The organism is Mesorhizobium sp. B2-4-15 (assembly GCF_006658505.1).
Classification (GTDB): Bacteria; Pseudomonadota; Alphaproteobacteria; order Rhizobiales; family Rhizobiaceae; genus Mesorhizobium.
Genome location: NZ_VFUZ01000001.1, coordinates 242,152 through 268,683 on the forward strand (window position 1 = coordinate 242,152; position 26,532 = coordinate 268,683).

Below are 26,532 nucleotides of genomic sequence, written 5' to 3' on the forward strand. Positions count from 1 at the left end.
CGAATGCCAAGGCGTCTTTTGGAACAACAGCATGGTCACGACGTTGTGAACCTGTAGAAGACGCCGCGCCCGGGCCTCCCCAGCGACGGTTCAATCCGGACGCGGTGTGCACGAAATCATGCACGAGGAGACCATTATGATCCGCACCCTTTTTGCCACCACCGCCCTCGCGACATTGGTCGCGACCGGCGCTTTCGCGCAGAGCGCGACTACTCCCGCACCCGCCGCACCCGCCGCTGAGCAGCCGGCAGCAACTCCGGTGCCGCGCGCCGAAGGCAGCATCGTCACCAACATCATTGGCGCATCCGTCTACAACGGCACTGGCGACAACGCCGAGAATATCGGCAAGGTCAGCGATGTCGTCTTCGACAAGGACGGCATGGCGAAGTCCGTCGTCATCGGCGTCGGCGGCTTTCTGGGCGTAGGCACGAAGAATGTCGCCTTCGACTATGACAAGCTGCAGTGGGCCGAGAAGAACGGCGACCGCTGGCTGGTCGCACAGACAAGCAAGGACGAACTGAAAGCGCACCCGGAATTCGACAGCAAGGCCTATGCCCCGGCCCCTGCTTCGACGGATGCGGCAGCGCCCGCGACAACCGCGCAAAATTCCGCCGGCACGAATGCCGCGCCTGCCGAACCGGTGAAGCACGCCGACGGCAACCTTGCGACCAACATCATCGACAAGGCCGTCTATAACGGCACCGGCGATGACGCGCAGAAAATCGGCAGTGTCAACGACATCGTGCTGTCCAAGGAAGGCAAGGCCCAATCCCTGGTCATCGGCGTAGGCGGGTTCCTTGGGCTCGGTGCAAAGAACGTAACCTACGATTTCAACAAGGCGCAGTGGGCGGAAAAGAACGGCGAGCGCTGGCTGGTGGCGCAGACCACCAAGGAAGAGCTGCAGGCACAGCCGGATTTCAACCGCAAGGCCTATGATCCGGCACCGGCGACGACCGCTTCCAACGCACCGGCGGCAACTGCGCCGGCTACCACTACGGCTCCTGCCACCGCTCCGGCGAACAAGACAGCCGAGGCTCAGCCGGCGCCCGACCAGACCCAGACCGCTGCCATCGACAAATCGACGTTGACCGCGATGCCGGTCGGCGAGATCAGGGCCGACGACCTGAAAGGCACCACCGTCTACGGCGCCAACGACGCCAAGGTCGGAACAATCGGGGATGTCGTGCTCACGCCAGACAAGAAGCCCGATGCGGTGATCGTCGATGTCGGCGGTTTCCTTGGCATCGGTGCGAAGGAAGTGGCGGTTGGCATGGACAATTTGAAATTCATGACCGACAAGAATGGCAAGAAATACCTCTACACCACTTTCACCAAGGAGCAGCTTCAGGCGCAGACTGCGTACGACAAGGGCAGCTATGCGCAGAAGCGCGACCAGCAGCGGATGATTGTGAAGTAAGGGAATAGGCAGTAGGCAGTAGTAGTAGGGCAGTAGGGCAGTAGGGCAGTAGGTGGAGAAAGTCTGGCGCGCAGCAGCGTTTTGTTGGGATTGCCTACTGCCTACTGCCTACTGCCCACGCCCTTCCGAAATGCCCAGCAACGCCATTCTCCGTCAATTCCGCCAGCGCCAGAGACTGGTCGAGATGTTCAGCCCGCCAGGCAAGCAACCGTTCGGCGAATTCCAGACGGGTGGACAGATGTGCGGGGCTCGTGGCGAGGTTGGTCAGTTCGCCAGGGTCCGCCTCGATGTTGAAAAGCAAGGGTGGCAAGCCGCCGCCAAAATGCACGTATTTGAATTTTTTGGTGCGGATGACGGCGAGGTTGCACTGACGCGAGGACACGCCGAAGTGTTGCTCGGCTGCGCCGTCCGCGATCGAGCGGAAATCGAACTCCCAATGCGCGGCGTCGCGCCAAACGGCGGGGGTTCCGCCGCTCAGGAATGGTTTCAGCGAGCACCCATCGAGATGCGGTTCGGGAGCCCCGCCAAGCAGATCCGTCAGCGTAGGCAATATGTCCACCGCTTCGGTGAAGCGATCGACGGTGCTGCCGGCGGCCTTGCCGTGACGCGGGTCGCGGATAATCAGCGGTATATGGTAGCCGCCGTCGAAATAGCCGCCCTTGCCCAGCATGAAATGGTCGCCCATCATCTCGGCGTGATCGGAGGTGAGCACGATGATGGTATCGTCCCATGCGCCTGATGCCCTGACCGCTTGCCATACGCGGCCAAGCTGTGCGTCGACTTCCGAGATCATGCCGTAGTAAATCGCCCGGATGGTGCGGAAATCATCCTCACTCCAGTCGTGCACTTTGCCTGTAGCACCGGGGCGGAACTTCGCGCGTCTCCGCCGGGCAAGATCATAGGCGAGATAGGGATGGCTCTGGGCTTCAGCCCGCCAACTCGCCGCGCGATGAAAAGCGGGGCCATCGGCCGGATCGTATAGCGTGTTGTAGGGCTCCGGTACGATGAAGGGTGGATGCGGGCTGATGAAGGAGACATGCGCGAACCAGGGCGCGGCCTGCTCCTGCTCGCCGAGCCAGCGGATGAACTCACCGACAAGGAAAGCCGTCGGCGTATGGTCTTTCGAATAGATCGGCGGTGCCTCAGTCACTGCATCGGCGCCGTCTTCCTCGTCCACGGGACGGTGGATGCCGGGAAATCCAGCGCTGGCATCGATGCCTTGCAGCGTGAGCCAGGACAGCCATTGCTTCTGATGTTCGGGCAGCAGCTGGCGCACCGTGAAACCCGGCAGCACGCCCTCATAGCTTTTCAACCTTGGATCATCAGGCGCCAGCAGGCGGGGATCGAGCGCGATGTCAGTATAACCGAACAGCATCGGATCATAGCCGAGGGCTCGGGCGTGCAGCGCGATGTTGCCATGACGGGCATCAAGCGGCGAGCCGTTGCGGCAGACGCGGTTGTTCATCTGATAAAGGCCGGTATAGAGGCAGGCGCGCGCCGGCGAGCAAGGCGCCGCGCCGCCATAGTGCCGCTTGAACAACATGCCCTCGGCGGCCAGCGCGTCGGCGTTCGGCGTCTTCACTACGGGATGGCCGACGGCCGACAGGCAATCCCCCCGCCACTGGTCGCAGGTGATCAGGAGAACGTTCGGGCGCCTGGCTTTTCCTGTCACTCGCGATACCCTTCTCCCGACATGGCCGAGTACCATTCATGGACCCGATTTCCGGCACCAACGCAAGACCACCTGCGTTAGCTGATTGGTGAACAAAACTCTTTCAGTTGTTCACTTTTAAAGCACAGTCCATTCTGTGTTTGCCGCCTTTGCCGCAAGCCGGCCTGTCCTCATATTGGCGTGGACAGCGGCGAGCGCCGCGCGAACACAAGGGAAGGAGCCAAGACAATGCTCGACCAGATCAAGGGTCTGCATCACGTCACCTCGATGGCTGGGGATGCCCGACAGAACAATGATTTCTTCACCCATAAACTCGGCCTGCGCCGGGTCAAGAAGACCGTCAATTTCGACGCCCCAGACGTCTATCATCTTTATTATGGCGACGAGGTCGGCACGCCCGGCTCGGTAATGACCTATTTTCCGTTCCCCAATATCGGCAAGGGCCGTCATGGCGTCGGGGAAGTCGGCACCACCGTCTATTCCGTGCCGGAGGGCACGCTCGCCTATTGGGAAAAGCGGTTCACCGACGAAGGCGTGACCGGTGTTTCCCGCGAGGAGAGCTTCGGCGAGAAGCGGCTCAGGTTCGCCGGTCCCGATGGCGATGGTTTCGCGCTCGTCGAGAATAAGGCCGACGGCCGCGCGCCCTGGGTGAAGGGCGGTGTTCCCGCTGACGAAGCGATCCGTGGCTTTCACTCGGTTTCGCTCAGGCTGAAGGATGGCGGCGCCACCGAGGAGCTCCTGAAATTCATGGGCTACGAAGAGATCGAGAAATCAGGCAATGTCAGGCGGCTCGCCGTGAGGAACGGCAACGGCGCCGATGTCGTCGATATCGAATCGCTGCCGACCGCGGCCTTCGCCGATCTCGGCGCCGGCTCCGTCCACCATGTCGCTTTCGCGGTCGAGAACCGCGCCAAACAGCTGGAAGTGCGCAAGGCGTTGATGGACACAGGCTATGGGGTCACGCCGGTGATCGACCGCGATTACTTCTGGGCGATCTATTTCCGCACGCCGGGTGGCGTGCTGTTCGAAGTCGCCACCAACGAGCCGGGTTTCGACCGCGACGAGGACACCGCGCATCTGGGCGAAACGCTGAAGCTGCCGACGCAGCATCAGCATCTGCGGCCCTATCTCGAACAGCATTTGCAGAAGCTGGAGGGCTGAAGCGATGGGCAAGGACGCTTACACCTACAAGGGCCTGCCCGGTTCGCCGGGCGGTCCGTTGCTGTTCGTCTTCCACGGCACTGGCGGTGACGAGAATCAGCTTGTCTCACTGGGGCGCGATCTCGCGCCCCAGTGCACCATCGTCTCGCCGCGCGGCGATGTGTCCGAACACGGTGCGGCGCGTTTCTTCCGGCGCACCGGCGAGGGCGTCTACGATATGGATGATCTGGCGCGGGCGACGGACAAGATGACGGGCTTCGTCAAGGCGCATGTCGGGGCGGCGAAGCCGTCGGCCGTGCTGGGCCTTGGCTATTCCAACGGCGCCAACATCCTGGCCTCGCTGGTGTTCGAGGCCCCCGGTTTGTTCGACGCCACGGTGCTGATGCATCCGTTGATCCCGTTCGAGCCGGAGGTCAAAGGCAGCCTTGCCGGCCGCCACATCCTGCTGACCGCCGGCAAGCGCGATCCGATCTGCCCGCCGAACCTGACGGCGCGGCTTGAAGCCTATTTGCGTGCCGACGGTGCCGATGTCACAGTGGAGTGGCACGAAGGCGGGCACGAGGTGCGGCCAAACGAAGTCGAGGCGGCGCGGCGGCTTTTTGCCGGTGTCGCCCAAGGAGTGTAGAGATGCCCGACCAACTGCCGGAAATCGAACTCGAAGATCGCGGCTCAAAGGGTCGTTACGTGCTGCGTGGTCTAGGCGGCGCCGAGGCGGAGATGACCTTCACCAAGATCGGCGAGCATCAGCTCATCATCGACCACACCGAAGTGCCGGACGCGTTTCGCGGCCAGGGTGCCGGGCTTCGGCTCGTCACCCGCGCCGTCGAGGACGCGCGTGCGGCAGGCAAGAAGATCATCCCGCTTTGCCCGTTCGCCAATGCCCAGTTCCGGCGACACCCGGAATGGGCCGATGTGTTGAAGCAGTAGGCGCGCAGGCACTTTTTGACAGGCAGCAGCCGGGAGACAAAGGGGCAGTCCCCGCTGCCGGCCGGCATTGTAATTTGCGCCGACCGCGCATCTTGCCTAGATAGGATATATCGCCGCGCCGACAAACGAATTGAATGATCCCCCGATGACCGAAACAGATCTCGTCCCCGTCTTCGACGGCCACAACGACACGCTGCTCAGACTCTATCAGTCGAAGGACACGGACGTCGAAAAGCTGTTCATCGAAGGGAAATCGGGCGGGCATATCGACCTGCCGCGCGCCAAGGCCGGTGGCTTCGCCGGCGGCATGTTCGCCATCTTCCCGCCGCCGGTCGAAAAGGCCAGGCGCAGCGCCGTGCCTTCGGCGCCGAGCGCCAGCGAGCCGCTGCCGCCAGAGGTGCCGCGCGCCGATGCGCTCAATTCGACGATCGCCATGGCCTCGATCCTGTTCCGGCTGGAGCGGGCGGGAGCGCTTGCCGTCTGCCGCAGTGCCGGCGATATCCACAACGCCATGGCCAAAGGCACGATTGCCGCCGTGTTCCACATCGAGGGCGTCGAAGCGATTGATCCTGAACTCACCATGCTCGACGTGCTGCATGCGGCCGGCCTGCGCTCGCTGGGCATCGTCTGGAGCCGGCCGAATGCCTTCGGCCACGGCGTGCCGTTCCGCTTTCCGTCCTCGCCCGACACCGGCCCGGGCCTGACCGATGCCGGCAAGGCGCTGGTCAAGGCTTGCAACGAACTCAAGATCATGATCGACCTCTCGCACCTCAACGAGAAGGGCTTTCGCGATGTCGTGGGCCTCAGCGACGCGCCCCTGGTCGCCACCCACTCCAACGTGCATGCGATATGCGGCCATTCGCGCAACCTCACCGACTGGCAGCTCGGCGCGATCCGCGAATCCGGCGGCATGGTCGGGCTGAATTTCGCCACCGGATTTTTGCGCGAGGACGGCCGCATGAATGCCGATACCAGCCTCGATCTCATGGTGCGCCACATCGATTCCCTTTTGCAGGCCCTGGGCGAGGACGGTGTCGGTCTCGGTTCGGATTTCGACGGCGCCATGATCCCGGCCGTGATCGGTGACGTCGCCGGCCTGCCGAAGCTGATCGATGCGCTGGCGGCACGCGGTTTCGGCCGCGCACTGATCGAGAAAATCGCCTATCGCAACTGGTTGGGGATGCTGGAAAGAACGATAGGATAGAGCACCCTATTCGAAGCCCATGCGCTTCAGCCAATCCTTGCCGACACCGCGATCCCTGATGATCGGCAGCGGGTTCTCCGAATCGAGCCGCGCACAGATGCGGTAGACCTCGAGCGTCTCGGCGCTCATCTCATCACGCTTGTAGAAGAACATGGCGGCGGCGTAGCGCGTGCGTCCGGACCATTTCTCGCCGAGCGGCGTGTTGACCAGTTGCCACTGTTCGGCGGCTTCCCCATCTTCCGGCGGCTTGTCGGCTTCGTCCATGGTCAGAAATCCGCCGGCGGATTGGCGGTGCGGCGGTCGAGTTTGATGAAGGGCCGTGCCACCACCTTGGCCCGCTTCATCAGCTTCTGATATTGCAGCTCGCGCATGGCGTAGATTTCGACCCAGAGGTCTTCCACGACAGTATCACCGTATGGCCGCGCCAGCGAGGCGATGGCGATGTTTCGCTTGGCCATCGGCGACCACATGGCGGCGCTGACCAGACCGACCTCCCGGCTTTTCTTGTGGTAGACGATGGCGTGTTCGGCTGGGATGTTGCCTTCGATCTCCAGTCCGACCAGCACATGGCGGACCTTCCGTTTGGCGCGCGCTTCGAGAATGGCGCGGCGGCCGTTGAAGTGGCCTTTTTCCGGATCGATCATGAAGCCGAGCCCGATCTCGTCGGGCATGCGCGGACGGTCGGCGCGGATGGCATGCTCGGCGGTGGTGAAGTCGGCATTGGCAACGATCAGTCCGGCCTCGAGCCGCGCGCGATTGAGCGCGGTGTAGCCGATGGCGCGGATACCGCGCAGTTCGCCAGCGGCCATCAGCCGGTCCCAGAGGCTCAACGCCTTTTCGGCTGCGACGAAGAGTTCGTAGCCGAGATCGCCGGTGAAGCCGGTGCGCGAGATGGTAACCGTGCCGCCCTCATTGGCGAACTCGGCAAGGTCGAAGATATTCAATCCCTCGACACCGGCGAAGCCGGCGTCGCGCAATACGGCGAAGGAGGTCGGCCCTTGCAGTGCCAAGCCGGCGACGGCCTCGGTTTCCTCCTCGACGAGGACGTCGAAACCAATGGCGCTATCCAGCAGCCATGGCAGATGCCGTTCCTGCGAGCATAGGCGAAAGAGTGTCGGCGACAGACGGAACAGGGTGCCGTCGTCCAGCACAAACCCCTCATCGTTGCACCAGGCGGTGTAGTGGACGCGACCGGGCTTCAGCTTGCTGACATCGCGCAAGGTGACGCGGTCAAGGAAGGCTTCGGCGTCCGGACCCTCGATCCGGTATTTGGTCATCGGCGAGATGTCGAACAGGGCAGCCTGGCTGCGGATGGCGAAGTATTCCAGCTCTTCGTCCCACAGAGAATGCGGCGCGCGGTAGCCGGCCCAATTGTACCAGATCTGCGTCCTGGCCAACGCGTCTATGCGCGGCTGGAACGGCGTGCCGAGGCGCAGCGTGCGGAAATGGGTCTGGACGAGAGCGCGGGCGTTCGTCGACGGCTTTATGGTGGGATGATGATTCATGACGGCGTTCCGTAGAACGCACCCTTGCCGAATTGCGAAATCATGGCCTACCCCTTCATCGCAATAATGCACCGCGCGGCGTTAAGCCCGGGTGCGCCCGAAACGCCGCCGCCGGGATGCGAACCGGCGCCGGCCAGGAACAGCCCATCCAGCGGTGTATCGTAACCAGACCAGCCGGAGACGGGCCGCGAGACCAGCATCTGGTCGGCCTGCAGCTCGCCATGGTGCCAATGGCCGCCCGGCATGCGGTAGCGTGTCTCGATATCGGCCGGCGTCAGAAGCTCGGCATGGACAACGCTCTTGCCGATGCCGGGCGCGTAGGCTTCGAGCTGCGTCATGATCGCCTTGAGGAATTTCGGCTTGCCGGCATCCCAGCCTTCCTTCAGCGCATAGGGCGCGTATTGCACCACCGCCGACAGAACACAGGCGCCATCTGGTGCCAGCGACGGATCGGCCAGGCTGGGCAGCGTGATCTCCATCACCGGCTCGGGCGAGAACTCGCCGTACTTGGACGGGTTGAAGGCGCGCTCGACATGATCGGGCGAGGGCGCGATGATCAGACGGCCCTTATGGACGGCGGCATCGGCGCCAGTGAATTGCGGCGGCCGGTCGAGCGCCAGATGAAGCTTGGCGACATCACCTTTCATCCGGAGATTTTTCACCTTGCGGACAAAGCCGGTGTCGATCGCGCGCGGTCCGACAAGGTCGAGAAAGGTGGTTGCCGGATTGATGGCAGAGACCACCGTCCTGGCGCGCAGTTCCTCGCCGGTGTCGAGCACGACGCCGACGGCGCGGCTTTTTTCGACGATGATCTTTGTCACCGGCGACGATGCGCGGATGGTGACGCCAGCCTTTTCCGCCGACGCGCGGATGGCGGCGACGACGGCGCCCATGCCTCCCCGCGGCAGCAATTGCGCACCGGCGGTCCCGCCGACTTCTCCAGCCAAGCGATAATAGAGGCCGAGCAGCGAGGTCGGCGAGCGCGGGCCAAGGTGGCTGCCGAGCGTGGCGTCGAAGGCCAGCAGTCCCTTCAGCCTGTCGTCGGTGAGCTGCTCGTCGAGCAGGTCGGCGACGTTCATCAGCAGGACGCGCGGGAAGTCGCGCATGTCTTCCCTGCCGAGCTTTTTCAGGGCCAGCGCTGTTTGACCGAGGGAAGCGGTCTCGAGCAGCGACATGCCGGCGAGGTCCGGCGCGCGTCGGGAGAGGAACGGCTTCAGGATCCCGGCATAGCGCAGCAGTTGCGCGCGCAAGTCCTTCCAGGCCGATTGCTCGGATGAACTGGCACCGGTCAGCACCTCGCCATAGGCGCCGTGCAGGACCAGAGAGGGGCCATCTTTCGACAGTGCGACCGACGGCTGGAAGTCCGTGCGGGCGAATTGCAGCCCATGCTTTTCCAGATCCAGCGTCTTCACCACATCGGGGTGGAGCCTGTTCAGCAGATGGGCGATCGAGGAGGCGCGGAAGCCCGGAGCGAATTCCTCGGTGCGCGCGGCGCCGCCGACTTCGGCGCCGGCCTCCAGCACCAGCACCTTGCGGCCGGCTTTCGCCAGCGTGGCCGCGGCGACGAGGCCGTTATGGCCGCCGCCAATGACGATTGCATCAGATGACGTCATGGGCCGGGCTCATATGTGAGGTGGATTTGGCGAGATCACGCAGGATTTCGGCTGCTGCATTGCGGCCGGGCGCGCCCATCACGCCGCCGCCGGGATGGGTCGAGGAGCCGCACATGTAGAGCCCGCCCACCGGCGAACGGTATTGCGCGTAGCCCGGCACGGGGCGGTTGAACAGCAACTGGTCGAAGGTCAGTTCGCCCTGGAAGATGTTGCCCTCGGTCAGGCCGACCTCGGTCTCGATCTCGCGCGGCGTGCGCACCTCCATGTGGACGATGCGGTCGCGGAAGCCCGGTGAATAATCAGCGATGTGTGCAATCACGCTTTCTGCGAAGCCGTCGCGATCGGCATCGGTCCATTCGCGGCCGTTCACCTTGGGCGGCGCGTATTGCACGAAGCAGCTCATGAAATGCTTGCCGGGCGGCGCCATGGTCGGGTCGAGCGTGGTCGGGATCATCATGTCGAGGAACGGATCGGCCGACCAGCGCCCCGCCTTCCAATCGTCATAGGCGCGTTCCATGCGCTCAACCGAATCGGTGAAATGCATGTCCCCGCGATAGACCGGCGAATCCTTCGGCAACGCCGGGAATTCCGGCAGCGAGTCGAGCGCGATGTTGACCTTGCCGGAGGAGCCTCGAATCTTGAAGTTCTTCACCCGGCGCAGGAAGGTGTCGGGCAGTTCCTTCTCTTCGACCAGCTTCAGGAAGGTGCGCTTCACGTCGGCGTTGGAGACGACCAGCTTGCCGTAGATCTCCTCACCGCCGGCCAGCACCACGCCCTTGGCCTTGCCTCGGTTCACCAGCACATGGTCGACCTCGGCGCCGGTGCGGATCGTGCCGCCGGAAGCCTTGAAGGACGCGGCCAGCGCCCTGGTGACCGCGCCCATGCCGCCGCGCGCATAGCCCCAGGCGCCGACCGAGCCGTCGACCTCGCCCATATAATGATGCAGGAGCACGTAAGCAGTGCCGGGCGACATTGGCCCGAGCGCGGTGCCGATGATACCGGACAGCGCGAAGTTCGCCTTGATGACATCGGTCTCGAAATACTCGTCCAGGAAGTCCGAGATCGACATCGTCCAGAAGCGCAGCGTCAGCGCCATTTCCTCCGCCGACAGGCCGGCGAATTTCCTGCCGAGGTAAAGCAACTCGCCGACGTCACGGGGGCGCAAGCTCGTCGGGTCGGGCGCCGTGCGCATCAACAGCGGCTGGATGAAGCGGCACTGCCGCGTCACGTCGCGGGCGTATCGGTCATAGGCCTCGGCATCGCGCCTGGAGAAGCGGGCGAATTCGCGCCGGTGCGCATCATGATCGCGGTAATTGGCAAGGTAGTCGCCGTCGCGCGTGAACACCGCGCCGCCCTCATAGGAGATGACCTGCAGCCCGAAGCGCGGCAGTTCGAGGTCGCGCATGATCTCCGGCCGAAACAGCGAGCAGACGTAGGAGCAGTTGGAGTAGAGGAAGCCCGGCGTCAGTTCGCGGCTGGTGGCCGCACCCCCGACCCAGTCATTCTTCTCCACCACCAGCACGTCGAGCCCGGCCCGTTGCAGATAGCAGGCGTTGACCAGGCCGTTGTGTCCGCCGCCGATGACGATCGCATCCCAAGCTTTCATTGTGGCCCAGTTCTTATCTGCGACCCGCTCTTCATTTTTGCGTGATCTGTTCCCGGATGCGCGGAATTTGGCATGGTATCAGCCATTCTGTCCAGCCATTCTGAATGAATGTTCAACAAATGATATTGCGTTTCCACGCGTATGCGCTACGCTTTGCCGGCATTCGAAGTGAGCATTCATCGATTGGGGGTCGAGGGCTGATGATCGAAGCGGCTGATGCCGAAACGGAGTATGACGACACCGCCATTCGCTCTCTCGAGGCGCTATGGGGCGATGGTTACCTGTCGCCGGGCGGCCTGGACGAGGTCGTCGCGCGGGAACTCGAAAAGCTCAGGGGGCCGCTCTATCGGGCTGCCGCCGCCATGGTCGGCGCTGCCTGTGTCGACAGGAACATACGAAGCTGGGAAGCCATGCAGAAGGTGCTTGACACTGGCGAGCACCGTCCCACTCATCTTCGCGGGTGGAAGCCGGATGCGATTGGATAGCCGGCGATGCTGGAGACCATCACACGCATGAAGACGGCAGACGCCAGGGACGCCCTCCTTGAACCGGCACAAAAGGCTGAATCCGAGAAGCGCGGACGCAAGGCCTCGAAGGAGGTCAGGCAACTTCAGCTCATCGAGGCGACGATCGATTCACTCGCCAAACGCGGCTATTCGGAGACGACCATGGCCGATGTCGCCGACGGCGCAGGCCTGTCGCGCGGCATCGTCAACTTCCACTTCGAGAGCAAGGAAAAGCTGCTCGTAGCGACGCTGCAGCACATGTATGACGAATATTCGGCCCATTGGCGCAACGCGCTGCAGAAGGCGGGGGATGACCCGGCCCGCCAGCTCCAGGCCCTGGTCGCCGCCGATTTCGACCGCTCCATCTGCAACAAGCGCAAGCTTGCAGCCTGGTGCGCTTTCTGGGGCGAGGCCAAGTCACGGCCGACCTACCAGGCGTTGAGCAGCGCGCGGGACGCCGTCTACCAGAACATCTTCATCGAGCTTTGCGCGGCCCTGAAGGAAAGCGGCGGCTACGCCTATGAGCCGCAGGTCATGGCGCTGGCGCTCAGCGCCATGACGGAGGGGTTGTGGCTGCGCTTGATGATGGGCACCGAGGACACCACTCGCGAGACCGCCTTGCAGGCGGCGAACGAATTCCTGTCGGCGGCTTTCCCGAGACACTACGCGCGCAAGGCCGCCGGGGCTACGAAACCATAAGAAGACCACAGAGGATGGAACAGCAATGAAGCGATTCACTCGACGCCTGACGCTGACATTGGCGCTTGCCGGAACACTGGCGGCTTCGGCCGCGGCCCTGGCGATCGCCGCCGACAAGGACCTGATCGTGTTCGACTGGTCCGGATACGAAGCCCCCAACTTCCATCCGAAATATGTCGAGAAGAACGGCGATTCGCCGACGTTCGCCTTCTTCGGCGATGAGGACGAGGCGTTCGAGAAGGTGCGTTCAGGCTTCAAGGCCGATATCGGCCATCCCTGCTCGCAGAGCGTGGTGAAATGGCGCGAGGCTGGGCTGCTGCAGCCGCTCGACACGTCGAAGATCGCGGGCTGGAAAGACCTCAATCCCGGCATCATGGCGATGAAGAATCTCGCCATGACCGATGACGGCAAGGCGTGGTTCATGCCGTGGGACTGGGGCAATACCCAGCTCACCTATAACTCCTCCAAGATCGACGAGAAGGACGTCCAGTCGCTGAAGGCGTTCGCCGATCCGAAGTACAAGGGCCGGGTGTCGATCGGCGACAATGTCGACGACGCCTATGCACTTGCAGCCCTCGCCATCGGGCTGAAGGACTGGACCAAGATGACGGACGACCAGTTCAAGCAGGCGTCCGATTTCCTGCGCCAGGTGCACAAGAACGTCCGCTCCTACTGGACCGACACGACGGATATCGTGCAGTTGCTCTCCGGCGGCGAGGTCGACCTCGCCTGGGCCTGGAACGACGCGACCGTGCAGTCGGTCGCCGCCGGCGTGCCGATCAAATCGAAGAAAGACACGGCGGAGGGCATATCGACCTGGGTTTGCGGCTATGTGCTGTTCAAGGACGCGCCCGGCAATACCGACAAGGCCTATGACTACCTGAACGCCGTCAACGATCCGGAGATCGCCAAGGTGCTGGTCAAGGACTGGGGCTACGGCCAGGCCAACGCCAAGGGCATGACTGGCGTCGATCAGGCCATCCTGAAGGAAAAAGGCTATGACGATGTCCAGAAATTCGTCGACAAGACGCTGTTCCAGTCGCCGTTGCCGTCGAATCTCAAGCTGAAGATGATCGCCGAATTCGAGAAGATCAAAGCCGGCTATTGAGTGCTGCGGAAACGACCGGTCGCTCCTGAACTGAAACGGCGTGGCGCAATGGCTTCAATGGCGGGTTGTGGTTGTTTGGCAGGTGCAGATCGCCGATATCGGCGCTGCCCCTCATCCCCCTGACGGGACCTTCTCCCGTATAGCGACGGGGAGAAGGGGCTGGCCGCGGCCTTGGCGCTCATTCTGCAGCGCTGGTGATTGGCGAACCGCTGAGGTAGCGTCTTTCTCCCCGTCACTATACGGGGAGAAATGCCCGGCAGGGCAATGAGGGGCAGCGCTGACTTCGGCAATCGATGGTTGGAGACAAGTCAGAAAAGCCATTGTCTGGAGCCGAACCGGTCGGGCTCGCCAAAGCCCTTGAATTCTCCTAACCTCCCCTCACATTCGCGATGGGGGGAGTACTCGGCCATGACATCCATGCTTCGCCGCCTTGCGCTCGCCGCCGTCGTCACCGCCGGCGCGGGCACCGCCTATGCGCTTGCCGAAGGCGGTGGCGGCCAGATCAAGGCCGGCTGTTGACGGACGAACCGGAAAGAACCGACGTCATCATCGTCGGCGCCGGCTTCACCGGCCTGTCGGCGGCGCTTGAGTTGAAGGCAGCCGGCATCGGTTTCCTGCTGCTCGAAGCGCGCGACCGCGTCGGCGGGCGGGTCGAAGCCCGACAGAACGGGCTCGGCGAACGCGTCGACAGCGGCGGCCAGTTCCTCTGCGAGGACATGCCGGAAGTGATGGCGCTGGCCAGGGCGCGCGGCAAGACATTCGTCGAGACCTATGTCGAAGGCGAGTTCATCACTCATCCGTCGATGTCGGCCAGGGGCGCCAAGCGGACCTATCACGGCGCAATGGCGATCCGCGAGCGTATGAACGGGATCGAGCCGGACAACCCCTCGATAGCCGGCATGAGCGTCGCCACCTGGCTGGAGCATCAGCACGATCCCGCCGATGCCAAGGCGGCCTTCCGTTCGATGATCGAAGGCTTGTGGTGCCTGGCGGCGGACAAGGTGCCGCTCTGGTACCTGATCGACAATGACCGGCGCATCACCAACGAGGTGCCTGAGCTGCAGTATTTCCTGCGCGAGACCATGCAATCACTGGCCGAGGATCTGGCTGGCGACGTCGGGGACCGGGTGCGGCTCGGCGAACCGGTCACGCGAATCGAGCACGGGCCGCATGGCGTTCGTGTTGTCTCAGGCAATCGCGTAATCGAGGCGAGCGAAGTTCTCGTCGCGCTGCCCCCGGCAACGGCCGCGAAGCTCGACTTCGCGCCCGCTTTGCCAGCGGCTCTCCAGAGAGCGCTTGGCGCCTGGGAGAGCGGCGCGGTGATCAAGATCCTGGTGCGCTATGCCAGGCCTTTCTGGCGGCAGCGGGGTCTGAGCGGCATGGTGATGTGGCGCGATCTGCCGGGGCTGTTTGCCTGCGACGTCAGCAAGGACGCGGAGCACGCAGCGCTCGTCGTTTTCGTCGGTGGACCGCTGGCGTTGCGCTGGCGAGCGCTGGGCGAGGCGGAGCTGCGTGCGGAAGTGACGGCCAGGCTCGCAGCTGCGCTCGGCCCCGACGCGGCGGCCATTGCCGACTTCAGCTGGCGCGACTGGATAGAGGACCGATGGAGCGGCGGCGCTTACAGTGACCTCATTGTCGATGTGACGGCGAGGGATGCCGAGCGCACAATTCTCGGCGGCGCGCGACGAGTTCATTTCGCCGCTTCGGAACTGTCGCCGTCATTCCCGGCTTATGTCGAGGGCGCCATCATTGCGGGGCGCATCGCGGCGCGCAAGATCATCTCCGGACTTCAGTCCGCCATCGCCACCAGAGCCTCGGGATCGTAGGCAAGACGGATCGAGGTGCCGACCGGAATGTCGTCGGCGCCAAAATCGTTGGTCTCCGTCACCGACAGCGGCTTTTCCAGGCCCGGTATCTCGACGATCAGGTGGGTGATCTCGCCGAAATAATGGCGCTCGACAACCTTGCCGGCAACCTCGAATTTGGCCGTCGCATTGTCCCACAGGACACGCAGGCGCTCAGGCCGGATGCCGAGCGTGGCGCCGCCGCCAGTGCCCACGAAGGCCTTCGGCTTGTCGGTCTTGACGCGGCCGAAGCCCAGCGTGTCGACGACCAGCGAGGCGCCGTTCTCCTCGACGATCTCCGCCTTGACGAAGTTCATGCCGCCGAGGAAGTCGGCGACCTGGCGGTTGACCGGGCGCTGGTAGATTTCCTTGGGCGACGCGACCTGGGCGATCCTGCCGCCGAACATCACGGCGATGCGGTCGGACATGGCGAGCGCTTCATACTGGTCGTGGGTGACGAGCACGAAGGTGATGCCGACCGCCTGCTGCAGACGGCGCAGCTCGATCTGCATCTGCTCGCGCAGCTTCTTGTCGAGTGCCGAGAGCGGTTCATCGAGCAGCAGCACCTTGGGCCTCATCACCAGCGCGCGGGCCAGCGCCACGCGTTGCCGCTGGCCGCCGGAAAGCTCGGTCGCGCGCCGCTTGCCGAGGCCCGTCAGCGATACCTGCGTCAGCGCCTCCTCGACGCGGCGTTTCTCCTCGCCGCCCTGCAGCTTCAGCCGCTTCAGCCCATAGGCGACGTTCTGCTCGACATCGAGATGCGGGAAGATCGCATAGCTCTGGAACACCATGTTGGTCGGCCGGCGATTGGCCGGGATGCCTTCCATTGGCTGGCCGCCGACCGCGATCGAACCGCTGGTCGGATTGTCGAAGCCGGCGATCATGCGCAGCAGCGTGGTCTTGCCGCAGCCGGACGGGCCGAGCAGCGAGAAGAATTCGCCTTCCCTGATGGTCAGGGAGGCATCGTCCAGCGCCTTGAACGCTCCGTAGCTGCGGATGACGTTGCGGATCTCGATCATCGGCCGGTCGGATTGCGGCCGGCCTGGTTGGGAGCGCTCGATCTGCAACTGATCAGGCATAGAGGCCTCCCTCGTTCTGGGTGCGTCTGGCCGCGCGGCGACGCAGGATTTCGGCGACGGTCATCAAAAGGAAAGAGGCGATCAAAAGCAGCGTGCCCAGCGCCAGCACGCCGGGAAGTTTCGATGCGAAACGCAGCTGGCCCCAGATGTAGATCGGCAGCGTCGCTTCGGTGCCGGTCAGGAAGAAGGCGATGATGAATTCATCCAGCGAGATGGTAAAGCAGACCAGCAGGCTGGAGATGATGGCCGGCGCCACCATGGGCAGCGTCACGCGCCGGAAGGTGCCGAAGGCGCTTTCACCGAGATCGGCCGAGGCTTCCTCGAGACTGCGGTCGAAGCCCTCGAAGCCGGAGGTCAGCACAGTCATCGAATAGGGAATGCAGATCAGCACATGGCCGAGCACGACGGTGAACAGCGACAGGCTGAGGCCCAGTTGCAGCATCACCAGCAGCATGGAGATGGCGACGATCACCTCGGGCAGCACCAGCGGCGCCATGATCAGGCCATTGATGGTGCGGCGGCCGGGGTAGCGGTAGCGGGTGATCGAGCGTGCGGCGAGGATGCCGAGCACGGTGGCGAGAACCGAGGCGGAGACGCCGACGATCAGGCTGTTCCAGGCGGCGTCGAGCAGGGCCGGCGTGTTGGGCAGGTCCTCGTACCATTTGAGCGTATAGCCGGTGAGTGGGAATTTCGGCGTCGGGGCGGTGTTGATCGAGAAGATCGGCAGGAAGACGACCGGCAGATAGAGGAACACGATATAGAGGAACGCATAGAGGGACAGCCAGCCGCCCGGCAGGAAGCGCCGCGCCCTCATCGCGCCAGCCTCTGCAGGGCGCGGATGATCAGCACCGTGGCGCCAGCCATCAGGGTGACGATCACCATGGTGGTGACGGAAAGGGCCGCGCCCAGCGGCCAGTTGGCGGCCTTGCCGAATTGCGCCTGGATGGCGTTGGCGATCATGACGCCGTCCTTGCCGCCGACGAGTTTCGGCGTGACATAGTCGCCGACGGTCGGGATCATGACGATCGGCGCCGCCGAGATGACGCCGGGCGCCGACAGCGGCAAGGTCACGCGCAGGAACGAACGCAGGGGACCGTCGCCGAGGTCGGTGGCTGCTTCGACCAGCGTGCGGTCGACCTTTTCCAGCGAGATGAAGATCGGCAGGATGGCGAAGGCGGCCCAGGCATGGGTGAGCGTGATGATGACGGCGCTCGAATTGTAGAGCAGGGCCGTCGACGGCTCGTCGATGACGCCGAGGCCCATCAGGCCGGAATTCAAGACGCCGTTATAGCCGAGGATGACCTTCCACGACATGACGCGCAGGAGATAGCTGGTCCAGAATGGAATGGTGATGAGGAACAGCCACAGGCTCTTGTGACGGCCGCCATGGAAAGAAATGAAGTAGGCGATCGGATAGGCCAGGACGACGGTGAAGAAGCTGACCGTCAGCGAGATGTAAAGCGAGCGCCACAACAGATCGCGGTAAATCGGCTCGGTCAGCGCGACGCGGTAGTTTTCCAGCGTGAAGGTGCCGTCGATGGTCAGGTAGTGCTGCGTCCAGAAGGAGTGGGCGATGACCACCAGGATGGGCAGGACGAGCAGGACGAGCGCGTAAAGAAAGGTCGGGCTGATCAGGGCGAAACCCTGTACGGGCTCGGATTGCAGAAGGGCATTTCGTCTGGCCCGCGTCATGCGTAACGGGGGCGACCCTTCCGCGGCCACTGTCATTGCCAGGCTCCGGGGAGCAGGGCTCCGGGCGTGATCTCGGTTGCTGGCCTGGATTGTTCCGCCATCGGCATCCCATTGTGCTGACGCCGACTGCTTGTTCCCCTTGCCGGCTTTCTTTCATCATGCACGCATCCGTGGATTGAAATCAAGCGCCATCTCTGAGATATTGATTGAACGGACATTCAAAATAAGGCGAAGAAGGCCTTCGTTTCGGGCATTCGGCACCGGATTGAATGCTCTGGGAAAAATGAGAGATGTGGAGGCGGCGATGGCGGCGGTGCGGGATCTGAAGGCGACCGAGATGGCAGCGCCTGGGGGCGACGATGTCGTCGACCTGGCCAAGCGCCATCTCATCCAGCCCTGGCCCTACGCTGGTTCCGTCGGTGCCGAAGCGCGCGCGCTGATCGGCGAGGGCGATGGCATCTACATCACCGACAATGCCGGCAAGCGGCTGATCGATGGGCCGGCCGGCATGTGGTGCGTCAATGTCGGCCACCGCCGCGAGGAACTCGCCAGGGTGATGTACGACCAGGCGATGGCCTTGTCCTACAACACGCCCTGGTACACGATGAACGCGCCGTCGGCGGAACTTGCCATGCGCATCGCCGGCCACGCGCCCGGCGATCTCAGCCACGTCTTCTACACCACTGGCGGCTCTTCGGCGGTGGAGACGGCGCTGCGCTTCATGCAGTTCTACAACAATGTGCGCGGCCGGCCGGAAAAGAAGCTGATCCTCAGCCGGGGCGGCGCCTATCATGGCTCGACCTATCTCGCGGCCTCGCTCAACGGCCGCCCGCGCGACCGTGACTGGATGGACGGCGCCGACGATCTGGTGATCAAGCTGTCCTCGCCCGATCCGTTCCGCCGTCCGCAAGGCATGAGCCTTGCCGCCTTCACCGATTTCCTCGTCGACCAGTTCCGCGACACGGTCGCGCGCATCGGCGCCGATAAGATCGGTGCTTTTGTCGGCGAGCCGGTGCAGGCGTCCGGGGGCGTCGTGGTGCCGCCCGATGGCTATCTCAAGCGCATCCGTGAACTCTGCCGTGACAATGACATCCTCTATGTCTCCGACGAGGTGGTGACGGGCTTCGGCCGGCTTGGCCATGTCTTCGCCTCGGGCGACGTCTTCGGCATCGATCCCGACATGATCACCTTCGCCAAGGGCGTCACCTCAGGCTACTTCCCCCTCGGCGGCGTCATCATCTCGGAACGGCTTCTGGAGGAACTGCGCCGCTCCAACCATCCCGACGCATTGTTCGGCCATGGGCTGACCTACACCAGCCATCCCGTCGGCTGCGCCGTGGCGCTGAAAAATCTCGATTTGCTGGAAGAAGGCGTGCTGGCCCATACGCGAGACGTCGCGCCCTATTTCCAGGCGCGGCTGAAGACATTGGAGGAATTGCCGCTGGTCGGCGAGGTGCGTGGCCTGGGGTTGATGGGCTGCGTCGAATGCGTCGCCGACCGCGAAAGCAAGGATCCGCTGCAGCTCGACAAGGATGTCGGCAAGCGCATCGACGCCCATTGCCACGAGCTCGGCCTGCTGGTGCGGCCGCTGATCAACATGTGTGTGATGTCGCCGCCACTGGTCATCACACGCGAGCAGATCGATGACATGGTCGGCATCCTGCGCGAAGGCATTTCGCGGACGATGGATGATTTGAGGAAAGAGGGTGTTTGGCGGGGGTGATTAGTATCTCCCCCCTTGAGGGGGAGATGTCGCCAAAGGCGACAGAGGGGGTCGTCTCACGTAAATCGCCAGCGCTATCTATCGTTCCGAAGTGTTGGCGCTTCACGCGCAGCGACCCCCTCTGGCCGCTTCGCGGCCATCTCCCCCTCAAGGGGGGAGATTGGCGGCTTTACCCTCGCGACCTGAGCGCGTCGTTCAAATTCCACATGTCCTTCTCCTCGGGAGCTGTCTCCAGGCCGAGCACCGGCAGCATCTTGCGCAGATGGTCGTGGTGGGTGCGTACGCCATATTCGAGGTCGGAGAGATAGAATCCGCCGAAGGCTTCGGACAGCATGGATTCGTTCGACCAGACCGAAAGCTGCACGTCTTCCGACATGGTGTCGCGGTCGATGCGGAAGGACAGGTAGCGGGCGGCGGCCTGCTCGCGGCTTTCGTCGCGGTAGCGGTAGATGGCGCCGCGCAGCAGGGTCTCCCCCGTCGACAGCGGGAATTCCTGATAGAACTGCACCGATTCCGGCATCACCGAGAGGACGGCGTTGGGGAAGATACCGTAATAGACCCAGGCCTTCTTCAGATGTTCGGGCAGGTGTGTCGGCTCGGGCGCGATCTTGACGTAGTTCCTGACGCTCCAGCGGCGGCCGGCATGCGGGTTATAGGTGGCGAAGGACCGCGACACGCCATTGATGAAGGGCTCGTCGAAATAGGTCGCGCCATAGAGGTCCTGCAGGGCGGGATGCGCCATGGCGACGTGATAGCCTTCATTGTCGACGTCGCGCACCGACTTCCAGTTGACCGGGGTCTTCTGGGTCCAGATTCCCCAGGACGGCACCATGTCGGCGGCCTTGTAATGCGCGAATTCGGTCTCGATCGGCCTCATCAGTTCGGCGACGGAGGGCTGCGGCCCGCCATTGCGGAAGCGGATGAAGATGAAGCCCATCCAGATTTCCAGATCGAGCTGCATCAGGCCGAACTCGGTCTTGTCGAGATCGGGGAAGGAGCGCGGGCGCGCGGCGCCACGCAGCGTGCCGTCGAGATTGTAGACCCAGCCATGGAACGGGCACACCAATGCGTTCTTGCAATTGCCCTTGCTGTCGGCGACGACGCGGCTGCCGCGGTGACGGCACATGTTGTTGAAGCCGCGCACGACGCCGTCCTTGCCGCGTACGATCAAGGCGCGTTCGCCGACCACATCCATGTTCAGGTAGTCGCCGGCATCCGGGATGTCGCTGACGTGTCCGGCGATCTGCCAATGGGTGCGGAAGACATGCTCCTTCTCGAGTTCGAGAAGGGCGTCGGAATGGTAACTCCAGCCCGGTAGGCCCCGCCGGTCCCAATCGTTAGGGATCGCCACGTCACGCAGGTGCGGGTTCATAAAAGTCTCGTCGTTTTGTTGAATACTCATTCAATAAAAGCATATTTTTCATTGAAATGCAATGGCTTGTGAAAACCGGTATGATTCTGGCGCCGAGTTTGCGCGCTATCCGTCGCTGAATCCAGTGCTGCCGCCGGCCTGAAAAACCCCGGAGAATCCGGGTGTTAGCCTGCGGCTTCGAAGCCGCCTCCCGCCTTGACGTACCCGGAATGACTGATTTTGCCCGGTTCTGCCCGAAGCTCTGTTTCAAAACTGTTACAAGCCTGACTTTACGTCATCGTTCAGCTGTTACAAGGCGCGATTAGGTTCACTTTATTGAAAAAAAGAAAATCAACGAATGGAACTACGATGCATGCGAAAGTTCAGATCCCCAACGGCGGTCGTCGGCTCCAGGCTCCGGAGCGCGCTGACCGCCGCCCGAAACTGGCCCTACGTCAGCGCGCCAGCGACCACCCGATGGCAATGTTCATGGCGCTGGCTGCTTGCGCCTTCGCCTGCCTGGCGTTCACGCCGGCGGCCGGCCCGGCCTTCGCTTCGCTCAATCCCCCAGCCAACATCGTCGCAGGCGCGCTGACCACCACAAGGACCGCACGCCTGCCGATGCCGGCGGTCGACTTCGCATGCAAGGGGCAGGCCTGGGGCGCCGAGAGCGTGGATTGTCTGCGCGCCATCGCCGAGCAGTCCGGAACGCACAAGGCCCGCGCGATCCGCATGATCGCCAACGCCGCGCCTCTGACCAACACGCCGAACGTCTTCTGATTTCCAGGCTTGATCCCGAAGCCGGCTTCCAGGCCGGGGTCATGCCGCGATCTCCCCGAGCGCTCCCTCCAGTGCTCCCTTCGGCTCCCGCCGCACCGTCGGTCGGGAGCCTCTTTTTTAGCCTTTCAACGCCGCCTGCTCGGCGATGCTCGAAAGCACGCTTCGTACATCCAGCGTACTGAATGGCTTTTCCAGGATCTGCGGCCGCTGCTGCGCCGGCAAGGCCTCGATTTCCGCCTTCGCGCCGATCAGGTCGCCGGTGACCAGCACGAAGCGCCGCGCGAGGTCAGGCCGTTCGGCCAGCAATTCTCGATAAATGGCAATGCCGCTGATGCCGGGCATGCGCAGGTCCGAAAAGACAATGTCCGGCGGCATGTGGCCGCTCAAGGTGGCGGCGCCCGATTCCCAGATGAGCGCAACCCGCGACTTGATGCCCATCAACTCGAGAATGTCGGACAGCGAGCCGGCGACGTCAGGCTCGTCATCGATGATCAGGGCATGACGCAGGCCGCTCGAGCGCGGCTGGGTTTCGCCGGCGGCGGCGATGCCCGCGGAGATGGCCGGCAACTGGACGACGAAACGCGCGCCTCTGGGCAGCACCTCCTCGAACCAGACATTGCCATTGTGCCGCTCGATGATCGATTTCGAGATCGACAGGCCGATGCCGGTGCCGACGCCGACCGGCTTGGTGGTGAAATAGGATTCGAAAATGCGGTCGCGGATCGCTTCGGGAATGCCGGGCCCGTTGTCCTCGACCGAAAAGCCGGGATTGCCCCGGTCGCTGCGGAATGTGCGCACCTTGATCAGCCGATCGCCGGCAACGCCGGCCAAAGCGTGCTGGCTGTTGATCAGGAAATTGGCCGCCACCTGCGTCACGTGGTCGGCATCGGCCATGGCCAGCAGCGGACCCGGCGCGAAATCGGTGTCGATGATGATGCCGCTGGAGCGCGCGCCATAGGCGGTTACCTCGAGGGCGGCGCGGATCACCTGGTTGAGATCGGTCTCAGCCTGTGCCGCGGGATGGAGGCGGACCATCGACAGGAAGCTCTTGACGATGCGGCCGCAGCGCTCGGCGGCGGCGCGCACCTTCTCGGCGCGGATCTTGGTCTGCGGGTCGGACGCGAATTCATGCAGCAGCGTCGACTGGGCGACGACCACGGCCAGCGGGTTGTTGAGCTCGTGCGAGACACCCGCCAGCAGCGAGCCCATCGCCGCCATCTTTTCGTTCTGATGCAGTTTTTCGCGCTGCCGGTTGATCTCCTCCTCGGCGCGCAGCTTGTCGCGCAGGTCGCGGATCGAGCCGAAAATCAGGCGGCGGTCGGCGACCCGCATCTCGGTCGCCGTCAGTTCGATCGGGAACACTTCCCCGGCGGCGTTCTGGGTCACCGTTTCCAGCCGCTGGCCGACCATCGGCGCGCCGCGGCCGGACATGTACTCGGCTCCCGAGGAATAGCCCTTGCGGTAATAGATCGGCACGATGGTGTCGAGCAGATCCTTGCCCAGGATGTCGCTGCGCAGGAAACCGAACATCTTTTCCGCCGCGGGATTGAATTCGATGATCGAGCCGGTCTCGTCGATAACGACGATGGCATCGAGCGAGGCCTGCAGCATGGTGCGGCGAATGACCTCGCTGGCATGGGCGTCGGAGGGCGAGCGTTCGATGGCATCGCCAATGGCGAGCGCGATGATGTGCAGCGTCGCTTCTTCCTCGTCGGTCCATTCGCGCTCCTCGACGCAATCATTGACCGCCAGCGTGCCCCATAGATGGCCGTGCGCGAAGACGGATACCGACAGGAACGACTTGATGCTCTGCTTCTCGAAATCGCCTCTCAGAAAGCCTTCGAGATTGCGCGTATGGCCGGCAAAGATCTTGCCTTGCCGCTCATCCTCGGCCAGCCGCTCCAGCAGCGGATCGGAGTTGACGATGGACTGCACGATGACGGTCGGTGAGGCCAGTTCGCCGCCGGAGGCGGGGTCGATCCAGTAGGCGGCGACCGACTGGGCGAACCCTTGGCCAGGCAGTTCGCGCAAGCGGAACAGGATGCCGCGCTGGCAATCCATGGCGTGGCAGAGCGTCGCCAATATGCCGTCCATCTCGCGTTGCCAGTCGCCGGCCTCGCGCAACCGGCGCACGACACGCACGGCCGCCATCGCCGCGCCCTGCCGGTCCCCCTGTGTACCCGTGCCTGCTGGTTCAGCGGTCATCTTCAGCCGTCATTGCGCTGCCCATGTCGAATCCGGCCCGGGCCAGGCGCCGGAAAGGAAGCCACCTACGCCGGCGTTCAATTGCCATCGCGGGCCGGCAACGAGAAGATATAGCCTTCGCCGCGCACCGTGCGCAGGAATTTCGGGTTGGCCGGGTCCGTCTCGATCTTCTTCCTCAGGCGCATGATGCGGATGTCGATGGCGCGTGACGATTCCGGATCCTCGGTGAAGCCGATCGCTTCCGAGATCGCGGCGCGTGTCAGCAGCCGGTTGGCGCGGGTCAGGAAAACCTCCAGTACATCGAACTCGCTCTTGGCCATGTCGATCACCGCGCCGTTGGCGCCGGTGACCAGCCTGCCGTCGAGATCGGCCTGGAAGGGGCCGAAAGCGACGGAGCGGCGCTCCGTCCTGGCTTTCCTGTCCCCCAGCTCCGTCGGCTGCGGAACACGGCGCAGCACGCTGCGAACCCTGGCCAGCACCTCGCGCAGCTCATATGGCTTGACGATATAGTCGTCGGCGCCGAGTTCCAGCCCTACGATGCGGTCGAGCGCGGTGCCTGCGGCGGTCGCGTAGATGATGCCGATCGGCATTTTAGAGCGCAGCCAGCGGCCGAGCGACAGCCCGTCCTCGCCCGGCATGGCGATGTCTAGGATGGCCAGATGGAACGCCTGCGCTTCGATCAGGCTGCGTGCCGCGGCCGCGGTTTCGGCGGTCGCAACGTCATAGCCGGCGGCGCCAAGATATTCGGCGACCGCGTCCCTCAGGTCGGGCTCGTCCTCGACGATGACAATTCTTGCCCGCACGACGCCTTCGCTCCCACTTTCAGTGGAAAGTAGATTGGGTATAAACATGATGTCCAGCACTCATATATGGTTGCCAGGGAACGGTTGGAGAACATGGCCGCACGAGCCGTCATCGCGCTTGTTTACGTCGCCGACGTGGTCGCGACCGAGCTTGCCGACCATCTTGAACGGCGGGGCCATGATGTGCGCCAGGCGCGACAGCCCTGGGAGGCGGAATCGCTGCTGGCGGGCAAGGGCATCGATGTCGTCGTCGTCGGTGACAGTCTCAGTCAGACGGAAGGGCGCGATCTGCTCAGGCGCCATGGCGGTGAGGATGGGCCGGATTTCATCCTGATCTGCCGGCCGGCCGATCTCGTCGACAAGGTGCTGGCGCTCGAACTTGGCGCCGCCGACGTTGTCGAAAGCCCGCTCAATGTGAGGGAACTCGCCGCCCGTGTCGGCCGCTTGCTTTCGCGGCGCGGCAGGGGCACCCAGGAACTGATCGTGCTGGAGAATGCGACCGTCGATCTGCGATCGGCGATCGTCATGCACCGCTCCGGTGCCGAGGAACAGCTTTCGCCCGGTCAGGTGGCGCTGCTCAGGCTGTTCCTGGCGAGCCCCCGCAAGGTGCTGACGCGTGACGACATCATCGCCGCCGCACCGGCCGAGAATGCCGACGCCTTCGATCGTTCGATCGATTCGCGCATCGTGCGGCTGCGCCGCAAGCTCGACACCGAGACCATCACCACCATACGCGGCGCAGGCTACCGGTTCGATCCGCCACGGCAATTCGCCGACTGACGGCCGGGAACCCGGTCTGTCTTTCCAGCTGAGCATCGGATCTTCCATTTTCGCACCGATGCTTCGAGGTTCAGCGTACCACCAGCAGCGATGGGCCCGATGGCATGTCGTTGCCCATGACGAACTCACCTGCGTGGGCACGCTCCTTGAGGAGCACGGTGGCAAGAGCGGCAAAGCCGAGCAGGCCCTGTGCATAAAGCAGTGCGGAAAGCACCGAGGCTGCGAATTTCGTTTTCATCGGACCAATTCCCCAGAAATGGATGTGTCGCGGGTCGCTTCAGGAAACTCCCGAAGTGCCCGCGCCGCCCACGGAGCCCCCCGTCGCGGCGCGGGCCTTCGGTCCTCTCGGCAGCAAGTTGCCGGAGGGGCCGCGCAATGCCAGCAGCCGAGGGCCAACCCGCCAGAGGGCCCAGAGCCGGACGATGCGCAGGCTGGAAACAATCCAGACCGTGGCGGAAAACAGCGCGGCATTCAGGGTCGAGATCTCGCTCGAGGCCATTGCCGCCAGCCGTGACATGGGGCCGCCGGCAACCGGGCCAGCGCCGCCGACCGTTGCCGGCGCGATGCTGATCCTGAGAAGCCAGGACCGCGTGTTCGTTTTCGTTCCCATGACCGTTGCCGTCTGCTTTCGTTGCATCAACCTTGCTGGCGGCCTGTATCCGCATCATGCCGCCTGAAGCCGCGCTTTGTTGCAGATTGGTTTCGAAATCGGTGGAATTTCTTTCATATAAGGATAATACGCGCTTTCGTTTCGCGCATTCAGGCGTGTCGGCCAATCGCCAATCATCGTGGCAGCGCCACAGAGCGGCAGACGCACGCCTTGTTAGGAAACGTTATCGAAACATAACCGCGCATCT

The 26,532-nt window shown here is 63.5% G+C and carries 25 protein-coding genes; 13 read left to right on the forward strand and 12 right to left on the reverse strand.

Annotated features, from left to right (window positions below):
* Positions 1-136: 136 nt before the first annotated feature.
* Positions 137-1,417, forward strand: a complete 1,281-nt coding sequence (locus FJ930_RS01310; RefSeq protein WP_141833906.1) for a PRC-barrel domain-containing protein — start codon at positions 137-139, stop codon at positions 1,415-1,417.
* 94 nt (positions 1,418-1,511) lie between these two features.
* On the opposite strand, the gene FJ930_RS01315 is transcribed toward FJ930_RS01310, so the two are convergent.
* Complete coding sequence (locus FJ930_RS01315) at positions 1,512-3,089, reverse strand: alkaline phosphatase family protein (RefSeq protein ID WP_141833909.1); 1,578 nt, start codon at positions 3,087-3,089, stop codon at positions 1,512-1,514.
* Between the two features lie 228 nt (positions 3,090-3,317).
* Between FJ930_RS01315 and FJ930_RS01320 the strand changes: the two genes are divergently transcribed.
* The 4 genes from FJ930_RS01320 (at position 3,318) to FJ930_RS01335 (ending at position 6,381) form a co-directional block, all read left to right on the forward strand.
* Positions 3,318-4,250 carry a VOC family protein gene (locus FJ930_RS01320; RefSeq protein WP_141833912.1) on the forward strand — a complete coding sequence of 311 codons (933 nt, stop codon included), beginning with the start codon at positions 3,318-3,320 and terminating at the stop codon, positions 4,248-4,250.
* A 4-nt stretch (positions 4,251-4,254) separates the two neighbouring features.
* Positions 4,255-4,875 (forward strand): alpha/beta hydrolase, encoded by a 621-nt coding sequence (locus tag FJ930_RS01325; RefSeq protein ID WP_141833915.1) that lies wholly within the window; start codon positions 4,255-4,257, stop codon positions 4,873-4,875.
* A gap of 2 nt (positions 4,876-4,877) precedes the next feature.
* Positions 4,878-5,177 carry a GNAT family N-acetyltransferase gene (locus tag FJ930_RS01330; RefSeq protein ID WP_141833918.1) on the forward strand — a complete coding sequence of 100 codons (300 nt, stop codon included), beginning with the start codon at positions 4,878-4,880 and terminating at the stop codon, positions 5,175-5,177.
* A 145-nt stretch (positions 5,178-5,322) separates the two neighbouring features.
* Positions 5,323-6,381 (forward strand): dipeptidase, encoded by a 1,059-nt coding sequence (locus FJ930_RS01335; RefSeq protein ID WP_141833921.1) that lies wholly within the window; start codon positions 5,323-5,325, stop codon positions 6,379-6,381.
* Positions 6,382-6,387: 6 nt separating this feature from the next.
* On the opposite strand, the gene FJ930_RS01340 is transcribed toward FJ930_RS01335, so the two are convergent.
* Genes FJ930_RS01340 through FJ930_RS01355 form a run of 4 tightly spaced genes read right to left on the reverse strand, consistent with a single transcriptional unit; the run spans position 6,388 to position 11,105 of the window.
* Positions 6,388-6,645, reverse strand: a complete 258-nt coding sequence (locus tag FJ930_RS01340; protein ID WP_141833924.1) for a hypothetical protein — start codon at positions 6,643-6,645, stop codon at positions 6,388-6,390.
* A 2-nt stretch (positions 6,646-6,647) separates the two neighbouring features.
* The gene (locus tag FJ930_RS01345; protein WP_141833927.1) at positions 6,648-7,886 is read right to left on the reverse strand and encodes an aminomethyltransferase family protein; all 1,239 of its coding nucleotides are present in this window, start codon (positions 7,884-7,886) and stop codon (positions 6,648-6,650) included.
* A 47-nt stretch (positions 7,887-7,933) separates the two neighbouring features.
* The gene (locus FJ930_RS01350) at positions 7,934-9,499 is read right to left on the reverse strand and encodes an NAD(P)/FAD-dependent oxidoreductase (RefSeq protein WP_141833930.1); all 1,566 of its coding nucleotides are present in this window, start codon (positions 9,497-9,499) and stop codon (positions 7,934-7,936) included.
* Entirely contained in the window at positions 9,486-11,105 is a 1,620-nt protein-coding gene (locus tag FJ930_RS01355) for an NAD(P)/FAD-dependent oxidoreductase (protein ID WP_141833933.1), read from the reverse strand. The genes FJ930_RS01350 and FJ930_RS01355 overlap by 14 nt, the downstream gene beginning before the upstream one ends.
* Before the next feature lie 200 nt (positions 11,106-11,305).
* Here FJ930_RS01355 and FJ930_RS01360 point away from each other — a divergent pair, with 200 nt between their 5' ends.
* The 4 genes from FJ930_RS01360 (at position 11,306) to FJ930_RS01380 (ending at position 15,244) form a co-directional block, all read left to right on the forward strand.
* Positions 11,306-11,590 (forward strand): hypothetical protein, encoded by a 285-nt coding sequence (locus tag FJ930_RS01360; protein WP_141833936.1) that lies wholly within the window; start codon positions 11,306-11,308, stop codon positions 11,588-11,590.
* Between the two features lie 6 nt (positions 11,591-11,596).
* A complete protein-coding gene (betI, locus tag FJ930_RS01365; protein WP_141833939.1) occupies positions 11,597-12,310 on the forward strand; it encodes a transcriptional regulator BetI in 714 nt (237 codons plus the stop codon).
* A 25-nt stretch (positions 12,311-12,335) separates the two neighbouring features.
* Positions 12,336-13,418, forward strand: coding sequence for an ABC transporter substrate-binding protein (locus FJ930_RS01370; protein ID WP_140742979.1), 1,083 nt, complete (start codon positions 12,336-12,338; stop codon positions 13,416-13,418).
* Between the two features lie 515 nt (positions 13,419-13,933).
* Complete coding sequence (locus FJ930_RS01380) at positions 13,934-15,244, forward strand: flavin monoamine oxidase family protein (protein ID WP_181763247.1); 1,311 nt, start codon at positions 13,934-13,936, stop codon at positions 15,242-15,244.
* On the opposite strand, the gene FJ930_RS01385 is transcribed toward FJ930_RS01380, so the two are convergent.
* Genes FJ930_RS01385 through FJ930_RS01395 form a run of 3 tightly spaced genes read right to left on the reverse strand, consistent with a single transcriptional unit; the run spans position 15,208 to position 18,069 of the window.
* A complete protein-coding gene (locus tag FJ930_RS01385) occupies positions 15,208-16,281 on the reverse strand; it encodes an ABC transporter ATP-binding protein (protein ID WP_141834327.1) in 1,074 nt (357 codons plus the stop codon). The genes FJ930_RS01380 and FJ930_RS01385 overlap by 37 nt on opposite strands.
* Before the next feature lie 52 nt (positions 16,282-16,333).
* Entirely contained in the window at positions 16,334-17,155 is an 822-nt protein-coding gene (locus tag FJ930_RS01390; RefSeq protein WP_141833945.1) for an ABC transporter permease, read from the reverse strand.
* A complete protein-coding gene (locus FJ930_RS01395) occupies positions 17,152-18,069 on the reverse strand; it encodes an ABC transporter permease (RefSeq protein WP_141833948.1) in 918 nt (305 codons plus the stop codon). Before FJ930_RS01395 ends, FJ930_RS01390 begins: the two co-directional genes overlap by 4 nt.
* Positions 18,070-18,337: 268 nt before the next feature.
* Between FJ930_RS01395 and FJ930_RS01400 the strand changes: the two genes are divergently transcribed.
* The gene (locus FJ930_RS01400; protein ID WP_141834330.1) at positions 18,338-19,756 is read left to right on the forward strand and encodes an aminotransferase; all 1,419 of its coding nucleotides are present in this window, start codon (positions 18,338-18,340) and stop codon (positions 19,754-19,756) included.
* A 169-nt stretch (positions 19,757-19,925) separates the two neighbouring features.
* Here FJ930_RS01400 and FJ930_RS01405 read toward each other — a convergent pair whose 3' ends face one another.
* Positions 19,926-21,128, reverse strand: a complete 1,203-nt coding sequence (locus tag FJ930_RS01405; protein ID WP_141833951.1) for an aromatic ring-hydroxylating dioxygenase subunit alpha — start codon at positions 21,126-21,128, stop codon at positions 19,926-19,928.
* Positions 21,129-21,476: 348 nt separating this feature from the next.
* On the opposite strand from FJ930_RS01405, the gene FJ930_RS01410 reads away from it, so the two are divergent.
* A complete protein-coding gene (locus FJ930_RS01410) occupies positions 21,477-21,887 on the forward strand; it encodes a hypothetical protein (RefSeq protein WP_141833954.1) in 411 nt (136 codons plus the stop codon).
* A 117-nt stretch (positions 21,888-22,004) separates the two neighbouring features.
* Here the strand turns inward: FJ930_RS01410 and FJ930_RS01415 are convergent, their stop codons facing one another.
* Together FJ930_RS01415 and FJ930_RS01420 are read right to left on the reverse strand one after the other, a co-directional pair.
* Positions 22,005-24,092: a sensor histidine kinase gene (locus FJ930_RS01415; protein WP_246676783.1), complete on the reverse strand. Its 2,088-nt coding sequence runs from the start codon at positions 24,090-24,092 to the stop codon at positions 22,005-22,007.
* 77 nt (positions 24,093-24,169) lie between these two features.
* On the reverse strand, positions 24,170-24,943 hold the full coding sequence (locus FJ930_RS01420; RefSeq protein ID WP_181763248.1) for a response regulator transcription factor: 774 nt from the start codon (positions 24,941-24,943) through the stop codon (positions 24,170-24,172).
* 45 nt (positions 24,944-24,988) lie between these two features.
* Between FJ930_RS01420 and FJ930_RS01425 the strand changes: the two genes are divergently transcribed.
* The gene (locus FJ930_RS01425; RefSeq protein WP_141833957.1) at positions 24,989-25,675 is read left to right on the forward strand and encodes a response regulator transcription factor; all 687 of its coding nucleotides are present in this window, start codon (positions 24,989-24,991) and stop codon (positions 25,673-25,675) included.
* A gap of 70 nt (positions 25,676-25,745) precedes the next feature.
* Here FJ930_RS01425 and FJ930_RS01430 read toward each other — a convergent pair whose 3' ends face one another.
* Positions 25,746-25,913, reverse strand: a complete 168-nt coding sequence (locus FJ930_RS01430) for a hypothetical protein (RefSeq protein ID WP_141833960.1) — start codon at positions 25,911-25,913, stop codon at positions 25,746-25,748.
* A 184-nt stretch (positions 25,914-26,097) separates the two neighbouring features.
* Between FJ930_RS01430 and FJ930_RS29925 the strand changes: the two genes are divergently transcribed.
* Positions 26,098-26,352: a hypothetical protein gene (locus tag FJ930_RS29925; protein WP_181763249.1), complete on the forward strand. Its 255-nt coding sequence runs from the start codon at positions 26,098-26,100 to the stop codon at positions 26,350-26,352.
* Positions 26,353-26,532 lie beyond the last annotated feature (180 nt).